The organism is Marivivens marinus, assembly GCF_035969385.1.
Taxonomy (GTDB): domain Bacteria; phylum Pseudomonadota; class Alphaproteobacteria; order Rhodobacterales; family Rhodobacteraceae; genus SELP01.
This window is the reverse complement of the sequence record NZ_JAYKKJ010000003.1, coordinates 259,072-276,000: the sequence shown is the minus strand read 5'-3', so window position 1 is coordinate 276,000 and position 16,929 is coordinate 259,072. Positions and strand designations below refer to the sequence as shown.

The 16,929-nt window shown below is 61.5% G+C and carries 17 protein-coding genes; 8 read left to right on the top strand and 9 right to left on the bottom strand.

All coding sequences use genetic code 11. From position 1 onward, the window contains the following. Nucleotides 1–86: 86 nt before the first annotated feature. Nucleotides 87–1,205 carry a beta-ketoacyl-ACP synthase III gene (locus U3648_RS06115; RefSeq protein ID WP_420858357.1) on the top strand — a complete coding sequence of 373 codons (1,119 nt, stop codon included), beginning with the start codon at nt 87–89 and terminating at the stop codon, nt 1,203–1,205. Here U3648_RS06115 and U3648_RS06110 read toward each other — a convergent pair whose 3' ends face one another. The 3 genes from U3648_RS06110 to U3648_RS06100 all read right to left on the bottom strand — a co-directional run bounded on the left by U3648_RS06110 (nt 1,206) and on the right by U3648_RS06100 (nt 3,483). Continuing rightward, the gene (locus tag U3648_RS06110) at nt 1,206–1,646 is read right to left on the bottom strand and encodes a hypothetical protein (RefSeq protein ID WP_420858356.1); all 441 of its coding nucleotides are present in this window, start codon (nt 1,644–1,646) and stop codon (nt 1,206–1,208) included. It abuts the gene before it with no gap. A gap of 4 nt (nt 1,647–1,650) precedes the next feature. Beyond that, the gene (locus U3648_RS06105; RefSeq protein WP_420858355.1) at nt 1,651–2,961 is read right to left on the bottom strand and encodes a hypothetical protein; all 1,311 of its coding nucleotides are present in this window, start codon (nt 2,959–2,961) and stop codon (nt 1,651–1,653) included. 66 nt (nt 2,962–3,027) lie between these two features. Continuing rightward, nucleotides 3,028–3,483, bottom strand: coding sequence for a hypothetical protein (locus U3648_RS06100; protein ID WP_420858354.1), 456 nt, complete (start codon nt 3,481–3,483; stop codon nt 3,028–3,030). Between the two features lie 267 nt (nt 3,484–3,750). Here U3648_RS06100 and U3648_RS06095 point away from each other — a divergent pair, with 267 nt between their 5' ends. Further along, nucleotides 3,751–4,341: a thymidine kinase gene (locus tag U3648_RS06095; RefSeq protein WP_420858353.1), complete on the top strand. Its 591-nt coding sequence runs from the start codon at nt 3,751–3,753 to the stop codon at nt 4,339–4,341. Between the two features lie 183 nt (nt 4,342–4,524). Here the strand turns inward: U3648_RS06095 and U3648_RS06090 are convergent, their stop codons facing one another. From U3648_RS06090 to U3648_RS06070, 5 genes are all read right to left on the bottom strand, one after another. Beyond that, a complete protein-coding gene (locus tag U3648_RS06090) occupies nt 4,525–5,478 on the bottom strand; it encodes a 2-hydroxyacid dehydrogenase (protein WP_420858352.1) in 954 nt (317 codons plus the stop codon). Then, on the bottom strand, nt 5,478–5,819 hold the full coding sequence (locus U3648_RS06085) for a tRNA-binding protein (protein WP_420858351.1): 342 nt from the start codon (nt 5,817–5,819) through the stop codon (nt 5,478–5,480). The genes U3648_RS06090 and U3648_RS06085 overlap by 1 nt, the downstream gene beginning before the upstream one ends. Beyond that, complete coding sequence (gene proC / locus U3648_RS06080) at nt 5,812–6,627, bottom strand: pyrroline-5-carboxylate reductase (protein ID WP_420858350.1); 816 nt, start codon at nt 6,625–6,627, stop codon at nt 5,812–5,814. Before proC ends, U3648_RS06085 begins: the two co-directional genes overlap by 8 nt. A gap of 98 nt (nt 6,628–6,725) precedes the next feature. Continuing rightward, nucleotides 6,726–7,229, bottom strand: coding sequence for a type III secretion system chaperone family protein (locus U3648_RS06075; RefSeq protein ID WP_129683116.1), 504 nt, complete (start codon nt 7,227–7,229; stop codon nt 6,726–6,728). 256 nt (nt 7,230–7,485) lie between these two features. Continuing rightward, nucleotides 7,486–8,712 carry a M20 family metallo-hydrolase gene (locus U3648_RS06070; protein ID WP_420858349.1) on the bottom strand — a complete coding sequence of 409 codons (1,227 nt, stop codon included), beginning with the start codon at nt 8,710–8,712 and terminating at the stop codon, nt 7,486–7,488. A gap of 169 nt (nt 8,713–8,881) precedes the next feature. On the opposite strand from U3648_RS06070, the gene U3648_RS06065 reads away from it, so the two are divergent. Next, the gene (locus U3648_RS06065) at nt 8,882–9,565 is read left to right on the top strand and encodes a FadR/GntR family transcriptional regulator (RefSeq protein WP_420858348.1); all 684 of its coding nucleotides are present in this window, start codon (nt 8,882–8,884) and stop codon (nt 9,563–9,565) included. A 19-nt stretch (nt 9,566–9,584) separates the two neighbouring features. Further along, nucleotides 9,585–10,478 carry a glutaminase gene (locus U3648_RS06060; protein ID WP_420858529.1) on the top strand — a complete coding sequence of 298 codons (894 nt, stop codon included), beginning with the start codon at nt 9,585–9,587 and terminating at the stop codon, nt 10,476–10,478. Nucleotides 10,479–10,496: 18 nt separating this feature from the next. Here the strand turns inward: U3648_RS06060 and U3648_RS06055 are convergent, their stop codons facing one another. Further along, nucleotides 10,497–11,159 (bottom strand): DUF1028 domain-containing protein, encoded by a 663-nt coding sequence (locus U3648_RS06055; RefSeq protein ID WP_420858347.1) that lies wholly within the window; start codon nt 11,157–11,159, stop codon nt 10,497–10,499. An 87-nt stretch (nt 11,160–11,246) separates the two neighbouring features. Here U3648_RS06055 and U3648_RS06050 point away from each other — a divergent pair, with 87 nt between their 5' ends. From U3648_RS06050 to U3648_RS06035, 4 genes are read left to right on the top strand one after another with little or no spacing between them, the layout of a single operon-like run. Then, the gene (locus tag U3648_RS06050) at nt 11,247–12,821 is read left to right on the top strand and encodes an ABC transporter substrate-binding protein (RefSeq protein ID WP_420858346.1); all 1,575 of its coding nucleotides are present in this window, start codon (nt 11,247–11,249) and stop codon (nt 12,819–12,821) included. A 54-nt stretch (nt 12,822–12,875) separates the two neighbouring features. Further along, nucleotides 12,876–13,823 (top strand): ABC transporter permease, encoded by a 948-nt coding sequence (locus U3648_RS06045; RefSeq protein WP_420858345.1) that lies wholly within the window; start codon nt 12,876–12,878, stop codon nt 13,821–13,823. Next, nucleotides 13,820–15,706, top strand: coding sequence for a dipeptide/oligopeptide/nickel ABC transporter permease/ATP-binding protein (locus U3648_RS06040; protein WP_420858344.1), 1,887 nt, complete (start codon nt 13,820–13,822; stop codon nt 15,704–15,706). Before U3648_RS06045 ends, U3648_RS06040 begins: the two co-directional genes overlap by 4 nt. Then, nucleotides 15,703–16,668 (top strand): ABC transporter ATP-binding protein, encoded by a 966-nt coding sequence (locus U3648_RS06035; protein WP_420858343.1) that lies wholly within the window; start codon nt 15,703–15,705, stop codon nt 16,666–16,668. Before U3648_RS06040 ends, U3648_RS06035 begins: the two co-directional genes overlap by 4 nt. Nucleotides 16,669–16,929 lie beyond the last annotated feature (261 nt).

The window sequence follows — 16,929 nt, the reverse complement described above, 5'->3', positions numbered from 1 at the left end:
ATCCGGGACGTTTCTGACGTTCCGTCAGGCTTGCCTTTGGTCCGGCGGGCGCTCACCCTTCCGCTGGGTCAAAAAGGGGGCTGCGGATGCACAGCGTTGCCATCACCGGGTCGGGGCTGTTCACCCCGCCCGAGGTTATCACCAACGATGAACTGGTCGCGGCCTTCAACGCCTATGCGGACCGGTTCAACGCCGCCAATGCCGATGCCATCGCGGCGGGCGAGGTGGCGGCGAAACCCCAATCCTCGGCCGAGTTCATCTTCAACGCCTCCGGCATCGAACGTCGGCATGTGATGGACAAGGCAGGCGTGCTGGACCCTGACAGGATGTGCCCGCGCCTTGACGCCCGACCGGACGACGCCCCGTCGATCATGGCCGAGATGGGGGTGGATGCTTGCCGCAAGGCGCTGGACATGGCCGGGGTCGATCCGGGCGCGGTGGACGCGGTCATCTGCGCGGCGTCGAACCACGAACGGGCCTATCCGGCCATCGCGGTGGAAATCCAATCGCTGCTGGGGACCAGCGGCTTCGCTTTTGACATGAATGTGGCCTGTTCGTCGGCCACCTTCGGCATCCAGACCGCCGCCGACATGATCCGCGCGGGCAGCATCCGCCGGGCCCTGGTCGTGAACCCCGAGATTTGCTCGGGCCACCTCGAATGGCGGGACAGGGATTGCCATTTCATCTTTGGCGACGTGGCGACGGCGGTTCTGCTGGAAAGGGACGAGGGGCTGAGCAGTCCACGCTACCGCATTCTGTCCACCCGCTGCGCGACCCAGTTTTCCAACAACATCCGCAACAACAACGGGTTCCTGCGCCGCGCCCATGACCAGATGGAAGACCGGCGCGACATGCAGTTCATGCAGGAAGGCCGCAAGGTGTTCAAAGAGGTGCTGCCGATGGTATCGGCGCATATCGCGGGCCACATGGCGGACGAAGGGGTGACAACGGACAGCCTGAAACGGTTGTGGCTGCATCAGGCCAACAAGACCATGAACGACTATATCGGGAAGAAGGTGCTTTGCCGGACGCCAGAACCGGGCGAACAGCCCAATATCCTGCAGGACTACGCCAATACATCCTCGGCCGGGTCGATCATCGCCTTTGCCCTGCATTCCGGCGACCTTGCCCCCGGCGACCGGGGACTGATCTGTTCCTTCGGAGCGGGCTATTCCGTCGGATCGGTGATCGTCGAACGGGCGTGATCATCCGCCCTGAGGTTTGCTGCCTGCAATCCGTGCGCCAAAGAACTCTTTGGCGATCATGGCCAGTGCGGCCCCAAACACGGTTTCCACGCCTCCCACCGTCAGCTTTGCGGTTTCGGCGGCAAGGTCACCAGTGGATTTCGCGATCGGCACCGCCAAGAGAACCGCAAATACGGCAAGGACAACGGCACCGATGGCGATCCGGGCCTGCGGGCTGATCTTGCGCCTGTCCGACCGGCCGTCATCCACCGAAAGCCAGGTCAGCGCGGCAAGGAAATAGGCCGCTGTCACCGGCACGACGATCAACAGAAGATCGAGGAAAAACGGATCTCCCCGGGAGACGAGGAAAAAAACAATAACTGCAATTACTGCCAAATGGGCAAGAACCGAAAACAGGGCAAGGTTGCGCGAAAACTCGGCGCGGCTATGTGGTCTGGCCATTCGACTATCTCCCGTTCAGGCTGGCAAATTTGCGACCCGTGCAGGGTCCAACGTCTTCCTCGACGTGGTCGAGGTAATAGGCAACCCGCGACACTTCAGGTTCACGCAGGGCGTTGATGATCCCCGGTCGCATGCAGGACATGGTCAACCGGAAATCGTAGCGGAAATTCTGGCCCAACCCTTGATCAGCGTTCAACCATCCGACCCCGCCGGCAAGATCCACGGGGTTGCCCTGGTGGAACAGGTCGAAATAGTGCTGCGTGCAGTCGACGGTATGGGCAAGGGCGCGGACCACGGCATCGGCCTCCTGTCGGGTCGGCAGGGTCGTTTCGCGCATCAGGCGCAGCGCAACACGGGAAAACGACAAGCAACTGCGGGCGATTTCGCTGCGCTGGCCGGGGTCTGGCGTTTGCCGTAGGTCCAGCTGCCCCGCGAGATCGCGCAGGATCGCCGCCGATCGCAAGACACCGCCATCTTCATAGCTGCGCACCAGCCGCGACAGTTCTTCCAGCGCATAGTCCTCGACCGTCAGATCGCTGCGAACGATCAGGCGCCGATGGTCAGAACCGAGCAAACGGGTCAGAAGCTCTCGGTACCCATCCCGTAGCGTCAGGCTCAGCCTTGGCTCGCCCGGATAGGGACGCCAAACGAGGTCGTAGAGGGTCTTCAGAAGCTGCTCCCGGTCGTTCTGTGACCCCAGATCGAACAGGATGTCGCTTTCTCGAAGAATGTTGCGGATACGCGGGAAGGTGTCCGGGTCAAAGCCGGGTTCAGTTGCGAGGACTTCTGACAACAATTGCAGACGCCAGCCGAGGTTATCCACATCGGCCAAAAGCGTGCGTTCCTTTTGCAGTTCCGAGACATGATTGAGCGTCAACGTGCCGGAGGCTTCCATCCGGACCCGCAAAGGAACATCGACGCCAAAGCATTCCAGTTGGTCCATGTCGATCCGGTGCAACCCATTGGCCTGAAGCCGGGCCCCGCCAGCACGGGTCGAAATGAATGCAAGGTAGATCGCCCCGTCATCGACCAACTCGATGTCTTCCAGGGTAAAAGATTGATCCTTGGGAAAGACATCTCCGCGCAGCAGACCCGACTGCCTGGTTAGTCGTATCGGCAGGTCCGAAAGTCTGTGGACTCCGTCATCGTCGCGAACGATTGCATGGACGTCCATCGCTTCGGTCGCGTTGTTCAGATTGGTGAACCGGACCTCGATCTCGATATCGCAGGCACGTCCGACGGCAGGCTGGCAAAGAATGGCGGCAGTCGCCAGTGCTCTGATCGCGCCCAAACATGTCCGTACGCCAAAACCCATCGCACCCCCTCCGGTTGCGACGCTAGCAAAGAAATGCCCCTGTCGGCTAGTCTGGATAACCCTAGGTCAGGTGACCTCGTCCTCGAGGTGCAGCTTCATGTCGACCAACACTTTCTGAAGGGCCGTAGTTTCCCGCAAAAGCCGCTTGGCCTCGTTCACCGAAATCACACCGTCCTCGATGGACTGGTTGTATTCCGCCATCAGGATCGCGAACCGCTGTGACAGGGTGATCACGTCCGAATTGATCCCGCCTTCGGAGTTGCGGTGTTCGCTGTCGAAGGTCAGGGTAATGCCGCGCAACTCTGCAAGCGCGGCGGTCACATGCGGATAAGAGGCCCCCGCCTCCAGCGCTGCGACCGCGTCGACCGGAATGAACCGGTCGGAATGCTCATCCGCGTCGGAATAGTACCGACCAAGGGTGGCCTTGGATTTTCCTGTCAGTTCGCAGGCCGCTTCGATGCCTACGTCCTTGACCAGTGCTTCGGTATGTTTCTTCAGATAGCTGCCAACTGCCCGGCTCATCCACTCACCCACTCTCCTCGCCTCCCGCGTCAGGGGAAGCCACCATACCTTTTCCCATTAATGGTATGACATGCGTTTGTCATTGATAAACCTGTCTCGCATGGCGGGAAGCTTAACGAGTTCCAGTCTCTTCGGGGGCTGGGGGCCGGGGACCCCACAACCCCATCCTGCGCCCTCCTTGCGGTGGGCGCATGTGGGGCCCCGGCCCAGTTATTCCGCGCCCGTTTGTGGCTTGCGGCAGGCGGGCCTCTGCGGCTACGACGAGGCATGGCAAAGCTCTACTTCAACTACTCCACCATGAATGCCGGCAAGTCGACCGTGCTCCTTCAAGCCTCGCACAACTATGTTGAACGGGGAATGCAGACCTATCTACTCACGGCACAATTCGACAACCGGGCGGGGGAGGGCCGGATCGCCAGCCGGATCGGCATCGGGGCCGAGGCGGACACCTATGGCCCGGGCGAAGATCTCTTTGCCAAGATCGCCGCGCGGCTGGCTGAAGGCCCTTGCGCCTGCGTCTTCGTGGACGAAGCGCAATTTCTAGAGGCCGATCAGGTCTGGCAACTGGCCCGCGCAGTCGACGATCTTTCGGTGCCCGTCATGTGCTACGGGCTGCGGGTCGATTTTCTGGGCAACCTCTTTCCCGGCTCTGCCGCGCTTCTGGCGCTGGCCGACGAAATGCGCGAGGTGCGGACCATCTGCCATTGTGGGAAAAAGGCGACAATGGTGGTGCGCAAGGACGCGGAGGGCAAGGTTCTGACCGGCGGCGATCAGGTCGCGATCGGGGGCAATGAACGCTATGTCTCGCTCTGCCGCAGGCATTGGCGCGAGGCCGTGGGCGACAGTCCCGCCACATAACCCCTTCTTTGGGTTGATAAATATCCCGGGGTGAATGGCCCGGTCACGGGCCAGAGGGGCAGAGCCCCTGCGCGGGCCGAAGGCCCGCGCCCTCCGGCGACGCCGCAGGCGGCGCAAAGCATTGGAAGACGACGCCGCTGGCGGCGCAATACCTCCCCCCCTGAATCCTCTGATGTCAGGGCGTCAGTTCACCCGCTGCGGCGGATCGCGCCCGTCGTCCCAGGCAAGAATATTGTCCAATGCCATCTGGCCCATGGCCTGTCGGGTCTCGACCGTGGCCGATCCAAGGTGCGGCAGCAGCACGCAGTTTTCCAGCGCCCGCAGCCGTTCCGGCACATGTGGTTCCTTCTCGTAAACATCCAGCCCTGCGCCCGCGATGCGGCCCGCTTCCAGCACCTCGATCAGCGCCGCCTCGTCCACCACTTCGCCCCGCGCAATGTTGACGAAGATCCCCGTGGGCTTCATAGCCGCCAATGCTGCCGCGTTGATCAGTCTGGTTGTCTCCGCCCCGCCGGGCACGGTCACCACGACGAAATCCGCTGTCCCCATCAACTCATGCAGGCTGTCGACCTGCCGGGCCGGGAAATCGACCGCTTTGGGGGACCGGTTGTAATACAGCACCTCCATCCCGAATCCGAAGTGACCACGCCGGGCCACGGCCTGCCCGATCCGGCCCATGCCGACGACGCCCAGCACCTTGCCGGTGACATGGGTGCCGAGCATGGATTTCGGACCAAAGCCGCCCCATTGCCCGGCCCGCAGCATCCGTTCGCCTTCGCCCGCGCGACGCGCAGTGGACAGGATCAGGGTCCAGCCGATATCGGCGGTTGCGTCGGTCAGCACGTCGGGGGTGTTGGTCACGATCACCCCATGGGCGGCAGCTGCCGTCGCGTCGATATGATTGTAGCCGACCCCGAAGTTGCCAAGGATCTTGCAACGCGGGTTTGCCCCCGCTTCCTCAAACGCCTTCGCGGTAAAGGCATCGCCCAATGTCGGCAGGATCGCGTCGTAGGCGGTCAATGCGGCCGCCGCCTGATCCTCGGTCAGGGCCCCATCGCCCAGTGTCACGTCAAACCGGTCGCGGGCCTGATCCAGCACCGGTTCGGCGATGCGCCGCGTGATCAGCAGTTTCTTCATCAGCACATTCGCGCCCCTTCGGGCACCTCCTTGTCGGGCGACAGCAGGACAACCCCGCCCTCGGCATCATGCAGACCCAGCACCAGCACTTCGGACATGAATTTGCCGATCTGGCGGGGCGGGAAATTCACGACGCCGATCACCTGTTTGCCGATCAGGTCCTCCGGGCTGTAATGGGCCGTGATCTGGGCCGAGGTCTTGCGCTCGCCGATCTCGGCCCCGAAATCCACCCACATCTTGATCGCGGGCTTGCGCGCCTCGGGAAAGGGCTCGGCCCGCAGGACACGGCCCACCCGGATATCCACCTTCAGAAAATCGTCGAATGTGATCGCGTCAGCCACGGGCCAGCTCCTTTGACCGATTGGTGGCCGCCGCGACCGCGCGGGTCAGCAGGGGGGGGAAGCCGTCTGTCTCATCCATCAGAACCTCCAGCGCGGCCTGTGTCGTGCCGTTGGGCGAGGTGACGTTGATACGCAATTGCGCCGGGTCTTCCTCGGCCGCCTCGGCCAGGGCGCCTGCGCCCGCGACGGTGGCCTTGGCCAACTGCATTGACAGTTCAGGGGACAGCCCCTGCGCCACCCCGGCGGCGGCCAGCGTTTCGATCAGGTGGAACACATAGGCCGGGCCGGACCCGGACACCCCGGTGACCGCGTCCATCTGGTCCTCGCTGTCCAACCGGACAACCTGTCCCACCGCCTCCAGCAGCGATTGCGCCAGATCCAGATGGCCCGCACCCGTCATCCCGTTGCCGATGATCGCCGTGATCCCCCGGCCCACGGCGGCGGGGGTATTGGGCATGGCTCGGATGATCGGGGTCCGGTCCCCCAGAACGGTTTCGAAGGTTGCGATCGGGGTCCCGGCGGCGACCGACACAAACAGGGTGGTGCCGTTGCCAAGCGCCTGCATGGACGGCAGCGCATCGCCCATCATCTGCGGCTTGACCGCGATCAGCGCAATCGCCGGATCGGCTGGAAGGTCGGCGTTCACATGCACACCCTGCGCGGTGACCCAGTCGCTGGGGTAGGGGTCGATCACCCAGACCGATGCCGCCGGCAGCCCGCCTTTCAGCCAGCCCGCCAGCATTGCCGACCCCATCTTGCCACAGCCCAAAAGCACAAGGCCCCGGCGTGCCACGTCATCCTTGTTCATTGGAAATCCCCTTTGCGCGCGTCGCTTTGCGGGCACGTTAGCCAGCGGCTGAAAGGGGTGCAAGGCGGGGCGGGCATCGCGCGCCGCCCCTGCGCGGATCAGGCGGTACCGTAGGCCTCTGCGATGGCGACGTCCATCGACTCTGCCGGGGTCCGTTCGGCCCAGGTCACCAGTTGGAAGGCCGGGTAGAACCGCTCACAGCTCATCACCGCCGCGCCGATCATCGTGTCGATCTGCTCGGGGCTGGCGATCTGGTCGCCCGCAAGGATCAACCCGTAGCGGAACACCATCAGCTTTTGGTCGGGCCACCATGTAAAGGCCCCGGCCCAGCAATGTTCATTGGCCCGGCTCAGCGCCTCGTAAAGGGCGGCGGTCCGGTGTTCGGGTGGTTCCATTTCAAAGGTGCAGATCAGGCGCAGGGTCTGATCATAGTCGGACCACGCCAGCGTCAGCGAATAGGTCCGCCACTGGCCTTCGACCTGCATGGCGATCTGGTCATAGGCCAGCCTGTCGAACTCCCAGTCGTGGTGTTCGGCAATATGTTCCACCAGATCAATCGGATGAATGTCGCCTGTATCGAGAAAACTCTCGGACAATGCCATCGCACGTACCCCCGGTCTTGGCGCTCGGTATGAGGCAGCACCCAAGCGCTCGTTGACTGCTCTAGGGAGGGTGTTATGACCACGCCGCCCCTACGAGATATGGTGGGGGTTAAGCGGTGATCTGTAAAGCATTTTCTTGGGGATAAGTCCGCAGGGGACCGAATTGGGCGGGGATGAAATTGTGCCGTGACAGCAAAACTCGCCGTGAAAAACGGCGACGATTGCTGCGGCCGCCTCTATCGAGAATCGCGTCGGTTCAACGGAAGTTAGCGTTTAGGGCCTTGAGGAAATCCGCAATCGCTTGAATGGCTGCATCCATATCGTCGCTCGTCGCGAACTCTTCGGGTTTATGGCTGACCCCGTCCTTGCAGCGCACAAACAGCATCGAGATCGGGCAGAGGTCTGCCATGGCCGATGCGTCATGTGTGGCGCCGGACGGCAGGTGTGGCGCGGCCGGGCAGATCGCGCCTGCAGCGGTCGACAGGGTGTCAATCAGATCGTCATTGCAGGGCACGGCCGATTGTTCATAGGTCCGCTGCATGGAGAATCCGACATGGCGATCTTCAGACGTCGCCTCACCCAAGCTTCGCGCCAGTCTTGCGAAATCGTCGCGGACGGCGTCACTCAGTGCCCGGATCTCCAGGGTCAATTCAACCGCGCGTGGGATCGCGTTCACCACGTTGGGATGCAAGGACAATGCACCGACGGTCGCCCGCAGATCGGTGGCCTGTTTCGCCGCGTCATGGATGGCTGAGATGAAATCCGAAGCGGCCACCAGCGCGTCGCGGCGGCTGTCCATGGGAACTGTTCCGGCATGACCGGTATCACCGGTAAATGTAACAGTATTCCGCTCGATGCCACAGATGCCCGTGACAACCCCAAGCGCGCTATCCTTTGCCTCCAGCACCGGTCCTTGTTCGATATGGACCTCCAGATAGCCCAATGTCTTGGCGGGGTCCCGTGCCAGTGACGCGACGCAGTCCGGATCACCCCCAAAGCGGGCAAGCGCGGTCCGCAGGGAGACCCCGTCTTTGTCCATCATATCCAGGATCGCCGGATCAAAGGTGCCTGCCAAAGCGCGCGGCCCCATCAGGGCCGTGGGAAACCGAACGCCTTCTTCGTCAGCGAAGGCGAGGATCTCGACGGAAAACGGGAGCGCGACCCCGTCCGACATCAGTTTCTCGAGTGCGAGGCACCCCAGAACCACGCCCATGATACCGTCATATTTCCCACCGTTTCTGACCGAATCCTGATGCGAACCGATCAGGAAGCTTGGCGCCCCTTTGGGTCCCTCCTTGCGACCGACCAGTGTCCCTGCCGCGTCCATATGTATCTGTAGACCGGCCTGGGACATCCATAGTCGAATGACGTCCAGAGCTGCCGCGTGCTGTGGCGTAAACGGAAAGCGCGTAACACCCGTTGCGTCGACGCTGCATGCAGCGATTTCAGACAGTCGGTTCTGAGCGCATTGTCCCCAGTTCATCCCAGCCTCTTATTTATCATTATAAATTATCCTCTACACATAGGTGTCAGAGGTGTCTATGATTTTATCATGATAGAATTCGAGGTAACGAATGGACGGCAGCGGAGCGCCATCAGCCAAACACAGACGATCGCGGCCGGTCCGGGTTGCCGATGAAATCAAACAGTGGGTGGTCGAACGCGACTTGAAGGCGGGCGACAAGCTGCCCAACGAAGGCGCGATGATCGAACAATTCGGCGTCTCCAAGGGTACGGTTCGCGAAGCGCTGCGCATTCTCGAGGCGCAGGGCCTGATCGTGACCAAGACGGGCCCCGGCGGCGGCAGTATTGTTGGTGAGGTTTCGACAGAGCGCGCCCGGTCCCTTTTGGCCAATTACTTCTACTTTCAAAACCTGTCCGTCGCCGACATCTATCAAATGCGCAAGGTCTTGGAGCCCGAGCTCGCGGCGAGCCTTGCGGGGCGGCTTGACGAAGGACAGCTGGCGGAACTGCACAGCCTTGCGCTGAGGCACCCTGAACCCGCGACAACGGCCGAAGAAGAGAAGGAGCAGCACATCAGCTCTCTGGTCTTCCATGCCCGGCTTTCGGATTTCGCAGGCAATCGGTTGCTTGGCTTTATCATCGGATTCATGGCCCAGGCTCTGACCGATCTGACAGTCTACCGCCAGTTATATGATCCTCCCAACGTTGACCTTTGGCGCAAGGGGCGGCAACACCAACTGCAACTGGTCGAGGCACTGCGGCAGGGTGAACCGGAACGGGCCCGCAAGATCATGTATTCGCATATGCAGATCGCGGAAGAGTTGATGAGCGTTCAGGAAGCCCATTTGCAGCGGCGGTTTCTGGGAGAGTAATGTGGTCCTGACAGAGCGCATGTTGCGCGACATCCATGACGAGATTTTTCGTCAGGACGATTGGGGTACGCCTGCCCAGTACATTCCGGAATTGGCGAACGTTCCTTCGAACAGGTTCGCGATGAGCGTCTGCCTGGCAAACGGCGAATGCCTGAACGTCGGGGCTGCGGATGACCCCTTCTCGATACAAAGCGTGTCCAAGGTCTTTTCCCTTGCGGCGACACTGGGGCGTATTGGCGACCAATTGTGGAGCCGCGTCGGGCGCGAACCATCCGGCACGTCGTTTGACTCCGTTGTCCTGCTGGAACGCGAGAAGGGCCGCCCCCGCAATCCCTTCGTGAACGCAGGGGCAATTGTCACGACCGATGTGCTTTTGTCCGGACGGCAACCCAAACAGGCCCTCGCTGAAATTCTTGGTCTGGTCCGAACCCTGGCGGAAACCGACGACATCCATATCAACGAACGTGTCGCGGCGTCGGAAAAATCGACGGGCGCCCGCAACAAGGCGTTGGCACATTACCTTCAATCGCATGGCAACCTTGAAAATGCGCCGGACCTGACCCTTGGGACCTATTTCCATCAATGCGCCATCGAGATGACAACCCGGCAACTCGCCCTTGCCGGTAGATCGCTTGCCCGACTTGCGACCGGCCCGAACGTGATCTCGCCCCGACATGCGCGGCGTATCAATGCGCTGATGATGACATGCGGCCACTATGACGGGTCAGGAGAGTTCGCCTATCAGGTCGGCCTGCCCGGCAAGAGCGGGGTCGGGGGCGGCATTCTGGTGATCGCGCCAAAGGTCGCGTCAATCGCGATCTGGTCGCCGGGGCTGAACCACTATGGGAACTCACATGCAGGGACCCGCGCGGCGGCGATGCTGGCGCGGGCAACGGGCTGGTCGGTGTTCTAGGGCCCTGCCGGCATTGCGCTATCGCGGGGTGCAACTCTTGTCCTGGAGAACCGGAACCTCGCCAAGCCAATCGAAGTAAGGAGATTTCCGGGTTCTGTCATAGAGCCTTTCAAGATCAGCAATCGGATCGTCGCTGTAATCAATGCGCAGGTCGAGGGGCGGACGGTCAGGCGCGAGAACCAACAAGGCGGCGGACAAGAGCCCACGGCTGTCGCCACCCGCCTGCCGGGCCGCATTCAGGACACGGAGCATTCTTTGATCTGCCGCTTCCGAACAGGACTGTGCAGCTGCGTCCATTGCCTCTAGAACCTCGGCTCCCTTCAGCATGTTTCCGGCAATCGCCACCCCCTGCCGCGCAAGATGGCCGGCAAACGGGACGCTGTTTCCACCGGTAAAGCCATGGGTTGTTCCAGTGCGGTCCAACGCAATCAGTTGCCTATGCCCGCGCCCTGCGTCGACAGACGTCACTGCCTCGACAGCGTCACGCGCTGTCTGGCCACCGTGCATCGCACGTAGAACGTCATCCCGCCAAAAGGTGCTGGGCGATGTGCCCTGAGACGCCACGAGTCCCGATTCGATGTCGCCCCGCAGGACCCATCCCCCGACACAAAGGCTCCCCGTCGCGGCCGCGGCAGCAAAAGTGCCTGTTTTCTTGTCGAAAGTCAGAATCGAGAAGGTCATTCAACTGCCCTAACACATTTTTCTTGTATTTATCATGATAATTTGCGTGAATGCAATTCATCATGATAAATAACAGGGAGACACCTCATGAAACTGCTGAAACTGTCCCGCAGGGCAATGCTGGCTGCTGGTGCAGCCACGGCACTTGCTCTCTCTCCGCTCTCGGCCCAGGCGCAGACGCCCGAAGATGTTCTGATCGTTGGGCAGATCGCCGAACCCAAAGCGCTTGATCCGGCAGCCGTGACTGCGGTCAACGATTTCCGCATTTTGATGAACGTCTATGATGGGCTGGTGCGCTACAAGGACGGCACTCTTGAAGTCGAACCATCGCTGGCCACGTCCTGGGACATCAGTGAAGACGGCACAGTCTATACCTTTTCCCTGCGGGACGGCGTGACATTCCACGATGGAAGCGCCTTCAACGCCGATGCGGTAAAGTTCAACTTCGACCGGATGCTGGACGAAAACCACCCCTTCCACAACACCGGCCCATTCCCGCTGTCGTTCTTCTTCTCGGCCGTCGAGAATGTCGAGGTCGTGGACGATCTGACCGTTCGCTTTACCCTGAACGCGCCCTATGCGCCGTTCCTGTCGAATCTGGCCTATCCCACTGGCCTGATCGTTTCGCCGGCCGCTGTCGAACAGCACGGCGCAGAATTTGGCCGCAACCCGTCCGGCACCGGCGCATTCAAATTCGCAGAATGGCGGTCGAACGAAGCGGTGGTCATCGAGGCTAACGCAGACTATTGGGACGGCGCGCCTGAATTGCAGGCAGTCGTCTTCCGCCCGATCACCGATGCAAACACCCGCACCGCCGAAATGCTGGCAGGCGGCATCGACCTGATGGTCGAAGTGCCCCCCGTCGCGCTGAGCGAGTTTCAGGGTGAAACCTATACCGTGCACGAACAGGCCGGGCCGCACGTCTGGTTCCTGATCCTGAACGCCAAGGAAGGTCCCTTTGCCGATGTTCGCGTTCGTCAGGCCGCGAACTATGCGATCAACAAGGAAGCGATCGTAAACGACGTGCTGGAAGGCACTGCCGCAGTTGCCGCCGGTCCGACCCCACCGGCGTTCGCCTGGGCCTATAACGAAAGCCTGGAGCCCTACCCCTATGATCCCGACAAGGCGCGCGAACTGCTTGCCGAGGCGGGTGCCGAAGGCGCGGAGCTGACCTTCTATGTCACCGAGGGCGGGTCCGGGATGCTGGATCCCGTGGCGATGGGCACCGCGATCCAGGCCGATCTTCAGGCCGTCGGCCTGACTGTCAACATCGAGACCTATGAATGGAACACCTTCCTTGGCGAAGTGAACCCGGGCCTCGAAGGTAAGGCAGACATGGCCGAAATGGCGTGGATGACCAACGACCCGGACACGCTACCCTTCCTCGCTCTGCGGACAGCCGCATGGCCGGATCAGGGCGGGTTCAACTCGGGCTACTATTCCAACCCGAAGGTTGACGAACTGCTGGAAGCCGCCCGCGTGGCGACCGACCAGGCAGAGCGTGCGCGTTTGTATCAAGAGATGCAGGTGATCGTACAGGAAGACGCGCCTTGGGTCTTTGTGGCCAACTGGAAGCAGAATGCGGTCACATCCGACCGGGTCGAGAATTTCTCGCTCCAGCCATCGTTCTTCCTGCTGCTGGATGACGTGACCAAGAACTAATGCGACAGGTGCGGCCGCGCTTCCTGCGCGGCTGCACATTACCGGGAGGGGGCAATGGCAGGCTATATCCTCAAAAGGCTGATTTCCGCGATTCCGGTCTTGTTCGGAATTTCGATCATTGTCTTCGTCATCATGGCCATGATCCCCGGCGACCCCGCCACGGCCATTCTCGGGTCCTACGCGACCCCGGAAAACGTGGAAAAACTGAACCGCGACCTCGGCTTGGACAAGCCGATGGTGCAACGATATTTCATCTGGCTCGGCAACATGCTTCAAGGCGATTTCGGGCGCAGCTTCTCTCTCAACCGGGCGGTTCTGGACGAGGTGCTTGACCGCTTCGGGGCGACGTTGGTCCTCGCAGGCACTTCATTTGTCCTGTGCTCGCTCCTCGGTATCGCAGCAGGCGTCGTATCGGCCGCCCGGCAATACGGGTTGGCGGACAAGGCCATCACCTTCGCTGTGCTTCTTGGCATTTCAATCCCCTCGTTTTTCCTTGGTATGATGATGATCCTCATCTTTGCCGTGAAACTGCGCTGGTTCCCGGTGTCCGGCATGTGGCCCATCTATGGCGCGCGTGACCTGCCTGCACTGATCAACCACCTGACCCTGCCCGCTTTGGCGTTGGCGGTGGTGGCGACAGGTGTCATTGCGCGCCTGTCTCGCTCGGCCATGCTCGAGGTGCTGAGGCAGGATTTCATCCGTACCGCACGGGCCAAGGGCGTGCATGAACGATCGGTCATCTGGCGCCATGCCCTGCGCGCCGCGATGGTCAGCATCATTCCGGTGCTGGGGGTGCAAGCCGGGTTCGTTCTGTCCGGGGCGGTTTATATCGAAATGGTGTTCCAGTGGCCCGGTGTCGGGCGGATGCTGGTCGATGCCATCCTCAAACGGGACATCCTGCTGGTGCAAGGCGGCGTTGTCTTTGTCGCGGCCTGCTATGTGATGTTCAACATCGCGGTCGATGTCGCACAAAGCCTGCTCGACCCGAGGATCAAGACATGAAGGCCTTCTTTAAGCTTCTGGCGCGCAACCGGCTTGCGCTAGGCGGGCTGATTGTAATGGGGCTGGTCGTCCTGCTTGCGCTGATCACGCCGCTTCTGCCGTTGGCCGATCCCGATGTGACCGACACGGCGAACCGGTTCAAACGGCCGCTTTCCGATGGCGCGCTGCTGGGAACAGATCACCTTGGGCGCGATCTTCTAAGCCGCTTGCTTTGGGGCACGCGCCTATCGCTGGCCGTGGGTTTCGCCGCTGCAATCATCGCCGCGACGCTTGGCGCGGCCATCGGCATCATCGCCGGCTTTTACGGCGGGCGGACCGACAACATCATCATGCGCGGCGTCGATATGCTGATGGCATTCCCCTATATCCTGCTGGCGCTGGCCATTGTCGCAGCCCTTGGGCCGGGGCTGATGAACGCGCTGATCGCTGTTGCCGCTGTCAACATCCCGTTCTTTGCCCGCAACATCCGCGGAATCACCGTTGGCATCGCTCATAAGGAATTCGTCGATGCGGCGCGGCTGTCGGGCATGACGAACACCCGCATTATCCTGACCGAAGTGCTTCCCAACGTGATCCCGGTGATCGTGATCGCCATGTCCACCACGATCGGCTGGATGATCCTTGAAACCGCCGGTCTTAGCTTTTTGGGCCTTGGGTCGCAGCCGCCGCAGGCCGATCTGGGGTCGATGCTGGGCGAGGCGCGGTCGGCGCTGATTACCAATCCGCATACCTCGATCGTGCCGGGAGCAATGATCCTGATCATCGTTATGGCGATCAACCTTCTGGGGGATGGGGTGCGCGACGCGCTGGACCCGCGCCTGAAATCCGGCGCCCTGTCGCGCCCGATGCCGACCACAATGGTCAAGCGGACCGGACCGGTCCCGGAAGCCAAACCCGACACCTTGCTTGCATTGCGCGGGCTAAAGACCCAGTTCCACGTCAAGGACCGCGTTTACAAGGCCGTGGGCGGTGTGGATTTGCAGGTGAACCCTGGCGAATGCCTTGGGGTAATCGGCGAAAGCGGCTCCGGCAAATCCGTCACCGCGCTCAGCATCATGGGACTGGTGGCCTCGCCCCCAGGCGTTATCACCGGCGGAGCTGTCCACTATAAGGGCGAAGATCTGATTGGCGCGCCCTATGAAAAACTCCGGTCGCTCAGGGGCGATAGGATCGCCTACATTTTCCAGGACCCTCTCGCCACGCTGCACCCGCTATACACTGTTGGCGACCAGCTGATCGAAGCGGTTCGTGCCCATCACCCCTTTGACAGGACCAAGGCCCGCGCCCACGCCATAGACCTGTTGAAATCGGTGCGCATTCCCAATGCGGAACAGCGCGTTGACAGCTACCCGCACGAGATGTCCGGCGGCATGCGGCAGCGCGTGGGGATCGCCATGGCGCTGGCCAACGAGCCCGAGGTCATCATCGCGGATGAACCGACCACGGCGCTGGACGTGACCGTGCAGGCGCAAATCCTGTCGTTGCTGGATGATCTGCGGCGGGAACGCGGGTTGGCCATCATCTTTATCACCCATGATTTCGGCGTGGTCGCCCAATTGTGTGACCGGGTTGCGGTGATGTACGCGGGCCGGATCGTCGAGGAAGGCCCGACACAGACCATCCTGAACGCCCCGGCCCATCCCTATACCGCGCGGCTGATGGCCTGCGTACCCGAACTGGGGCAGGGACGCCGCGAACTTGCCGCCATTCCCGGTCTGCCCCCCGTGGTAGACAAATTGCCCGAGGGATGCGCCTTTGCCGATCGCTGCCACAGGGCAAGCGACTCTTGTCGGCGGGGGAACATCGCGCTTGCGCCGCATAGCGCCGACAGTCTTGTGCGTTGCATCACCCCGGAACTCCCCGCGCAGGAGGTACTCCAATGACCACGGCTCTCAAGCTGACAAGCCTTGGCAAGGTCTTTCCAGTAGGTAAGCGTCTGTTCGGCCCGCCAAAGGCGCATGTGCGTGCCGTTCAACCCTTGTCCCTGACGGTAGAAGAAGGCGAAACCCTTGGCATTGTCGGAGAGTCGGGCTGCGGCAAATCCACGCTCGCGCGGATGCTCGTCGGTCTCCTCCCACCCAGCTCCGGCACGATCGAGATCAATGGCGAACCACTGGACAACGCCGATCCGGCCTTGTTCGGACGCAAGATCCAATATGTGTTCCAGGACCCGATCAGCAGCCTCAACCCGCGCAAGACGATCCGGCAGATCATGGAAGCGCCGCTGAGGCACCTTCACAAGATGCCCACCGCAGACAGGGAACGAAGGATCGCGGAAATCTTTTCCGCAGTGAATTTGCGCGAAGAGTTTCTGGATCGCTATCCGCATGAGTTTTCAGGCGGGCAAGCACAGCGGATCGGCATTGCCCGTGCATTGGCGGCGGATGCGCGCATCCTCATCCTTGATGAACCCGTTTCGGCGCTGGACGTGTCGGTTCAGGCGCAGGTCCTGAACCTGTTGGCCGACTTGAAGCAGCAATTCGGGCTGACCTATCTGTTTATCAGCCACGACCTTGCCGTGGTCGAGGCAGTCAGCGACCGGGTCGCGGTGCTCTATTTCGGTGCGGTGGTCGAGGTCGGCCCGGCGGATCAGGTCTTTGCGCACCCCAAGCATCCCTATACCAAGCTTCTGGCTGACAGTGCGCCAGTCGTCGGACGTCCGCTGACCGCGCCAGAGGGGCGGGAAACCGAATTGCCCGACCCGTTGAACCCGCCTGTAGGATGCGCCTTCCGGGCCCGGTGTGCCTATGCCAGCGATCAATGCGGGCGCGAGGCGCCGCGTCTCGAAGAACAGTCCGATGGCGTTTGGACAGCCTGCTATCACCCGCTTGCGGTCTCTGACTAAGGCGTCATGCGAAATACTGAATGTCCGACGCTGCCTGAAACTAATGGATTTCAACGCATTAGGTGATGCCTGATGCTTCTGGCAATTCGTCAGACGCTCCATACCGGTCGCCGCGGATCGCAAGGGTACAAGCAATAGACCCGCGCCGGGCAGTTCTGAGCTTAGACCGGTGCCGTTGGGGATATGGCCAGGAGTCGCCAGTCACATACCATTGGCCAGAGCTGCCGATCGGATCGGAGGCATGTCTTGCCCTGAATTCAA

Excerpts from the sequence above, each read along its gene's own strand:
- U3648_RS06115 (WP_420858357.1), top strand. The coding sequence starts at position 87 with ATGCACAGCGTTGCCATCACCGGGTCGGGGCTGTTCACCCCGCCCGAG.
- U3648_RS06105 (WP_420858355.1), bottom strand. The coding sequence starts at position 2,961 with ATGGGTTTTGGCGTACGGACATGTTTGGGCGCGATCAGAGCACTGGCG.
- U3648_RS06050 (WP_420858346.1), top strand. The coding sequence starts at position 11,247 with ATGAAACTGCTGAAACTGTCCCGCAGGGCAATGCTGGCTGCTGGTGCA.
- U3648_RS06045 (WP_420858345.1), top strand. The coding sequence starts at position 12,876 with ATGGCAGGCTATATCCTCAAAAGGCTGATTTCCGCGATTCCGGTCTTG.
- U3648_RS06035 (WP_420858343.1), top strand. The coding sequence starts at position 15,703 with ATGACCACGGCTCTCAAGCTGACAAGCCTTGGCAAGGTCTTTCCAGTA.
- U3648_RS06075 (WP_129683116.1), bottom strand. The coding sequence starts at position 7,229 with ATGGCATTGTCCGAGAGTTTTCTCGATACAGGCGACATTCATCCGATT.
- U3648_RS06110 (WP_420858356.1), bottom strand. The coding sequence starts at position 1,646 with ATGGCCAGACCACATAGCCGCGCCGAGTTTTCGCGCAACCTTGCCCTG.
- proC (WP_420858350.1), bottom strand. The coding sequence starts at position 6,627 with ATGAACAAGGATGACGTGGCACGCCGGGGCCTTGTGCTTTTGGGCTGT.
- U3648_RS06055 (WP_420858347.1), bottom strand. The coding sequence starts at position 11,159 with ATGACCTTCTCGATTCTGACTTTCGACAAGAAAACAGGCACTTTTGCT.
- U3648_RS06040 (WP_420858344.1), top strand. The coding sequence starts at position 13,820 with ATGAAGGCCTTCTTTAAGCTTCTGGCGCGCAACCGGCTTGCGCTAGGC.
- U3648_RS06060 (WP_420858529.1), top strand. The coding sequence starts at position 9,585 with ATGTTGCGCGACATCCATGACGAGATTTTTCGTCAGGACGATTGGGGT.
- U3648_RS06090 (WP_420858352.1), bottom strand. The coding sequence starts at position 5,478 with ATGAAGAAACTGCTGATCACGCGGCGCATCGCCGAACCGGTGCTGGAT.
- U3648_RS06100 (WP_420858354.1), bottom strand. The coding sequence starts at position 3,483 with ATGAGCCGGGCAGTTGGCAGCTATCTGAAGAAACATACCGAAGCACTG.
- U3648_RS06070 (WP_420858349.1), bottom strand. The coding sequence starts at position 8,712 with ATGAACTGGGGACAATGCGCTCAGAACCGACTGTCTGAAATCGCTGCA.
- U3648_RS06095 (WP_420858353.1), top strand. The coding sequence starts at position 3,751 with ATGGCAAAGCTCTACTTCAACTACTCCACCATGAATGCCGGCAAGTCG.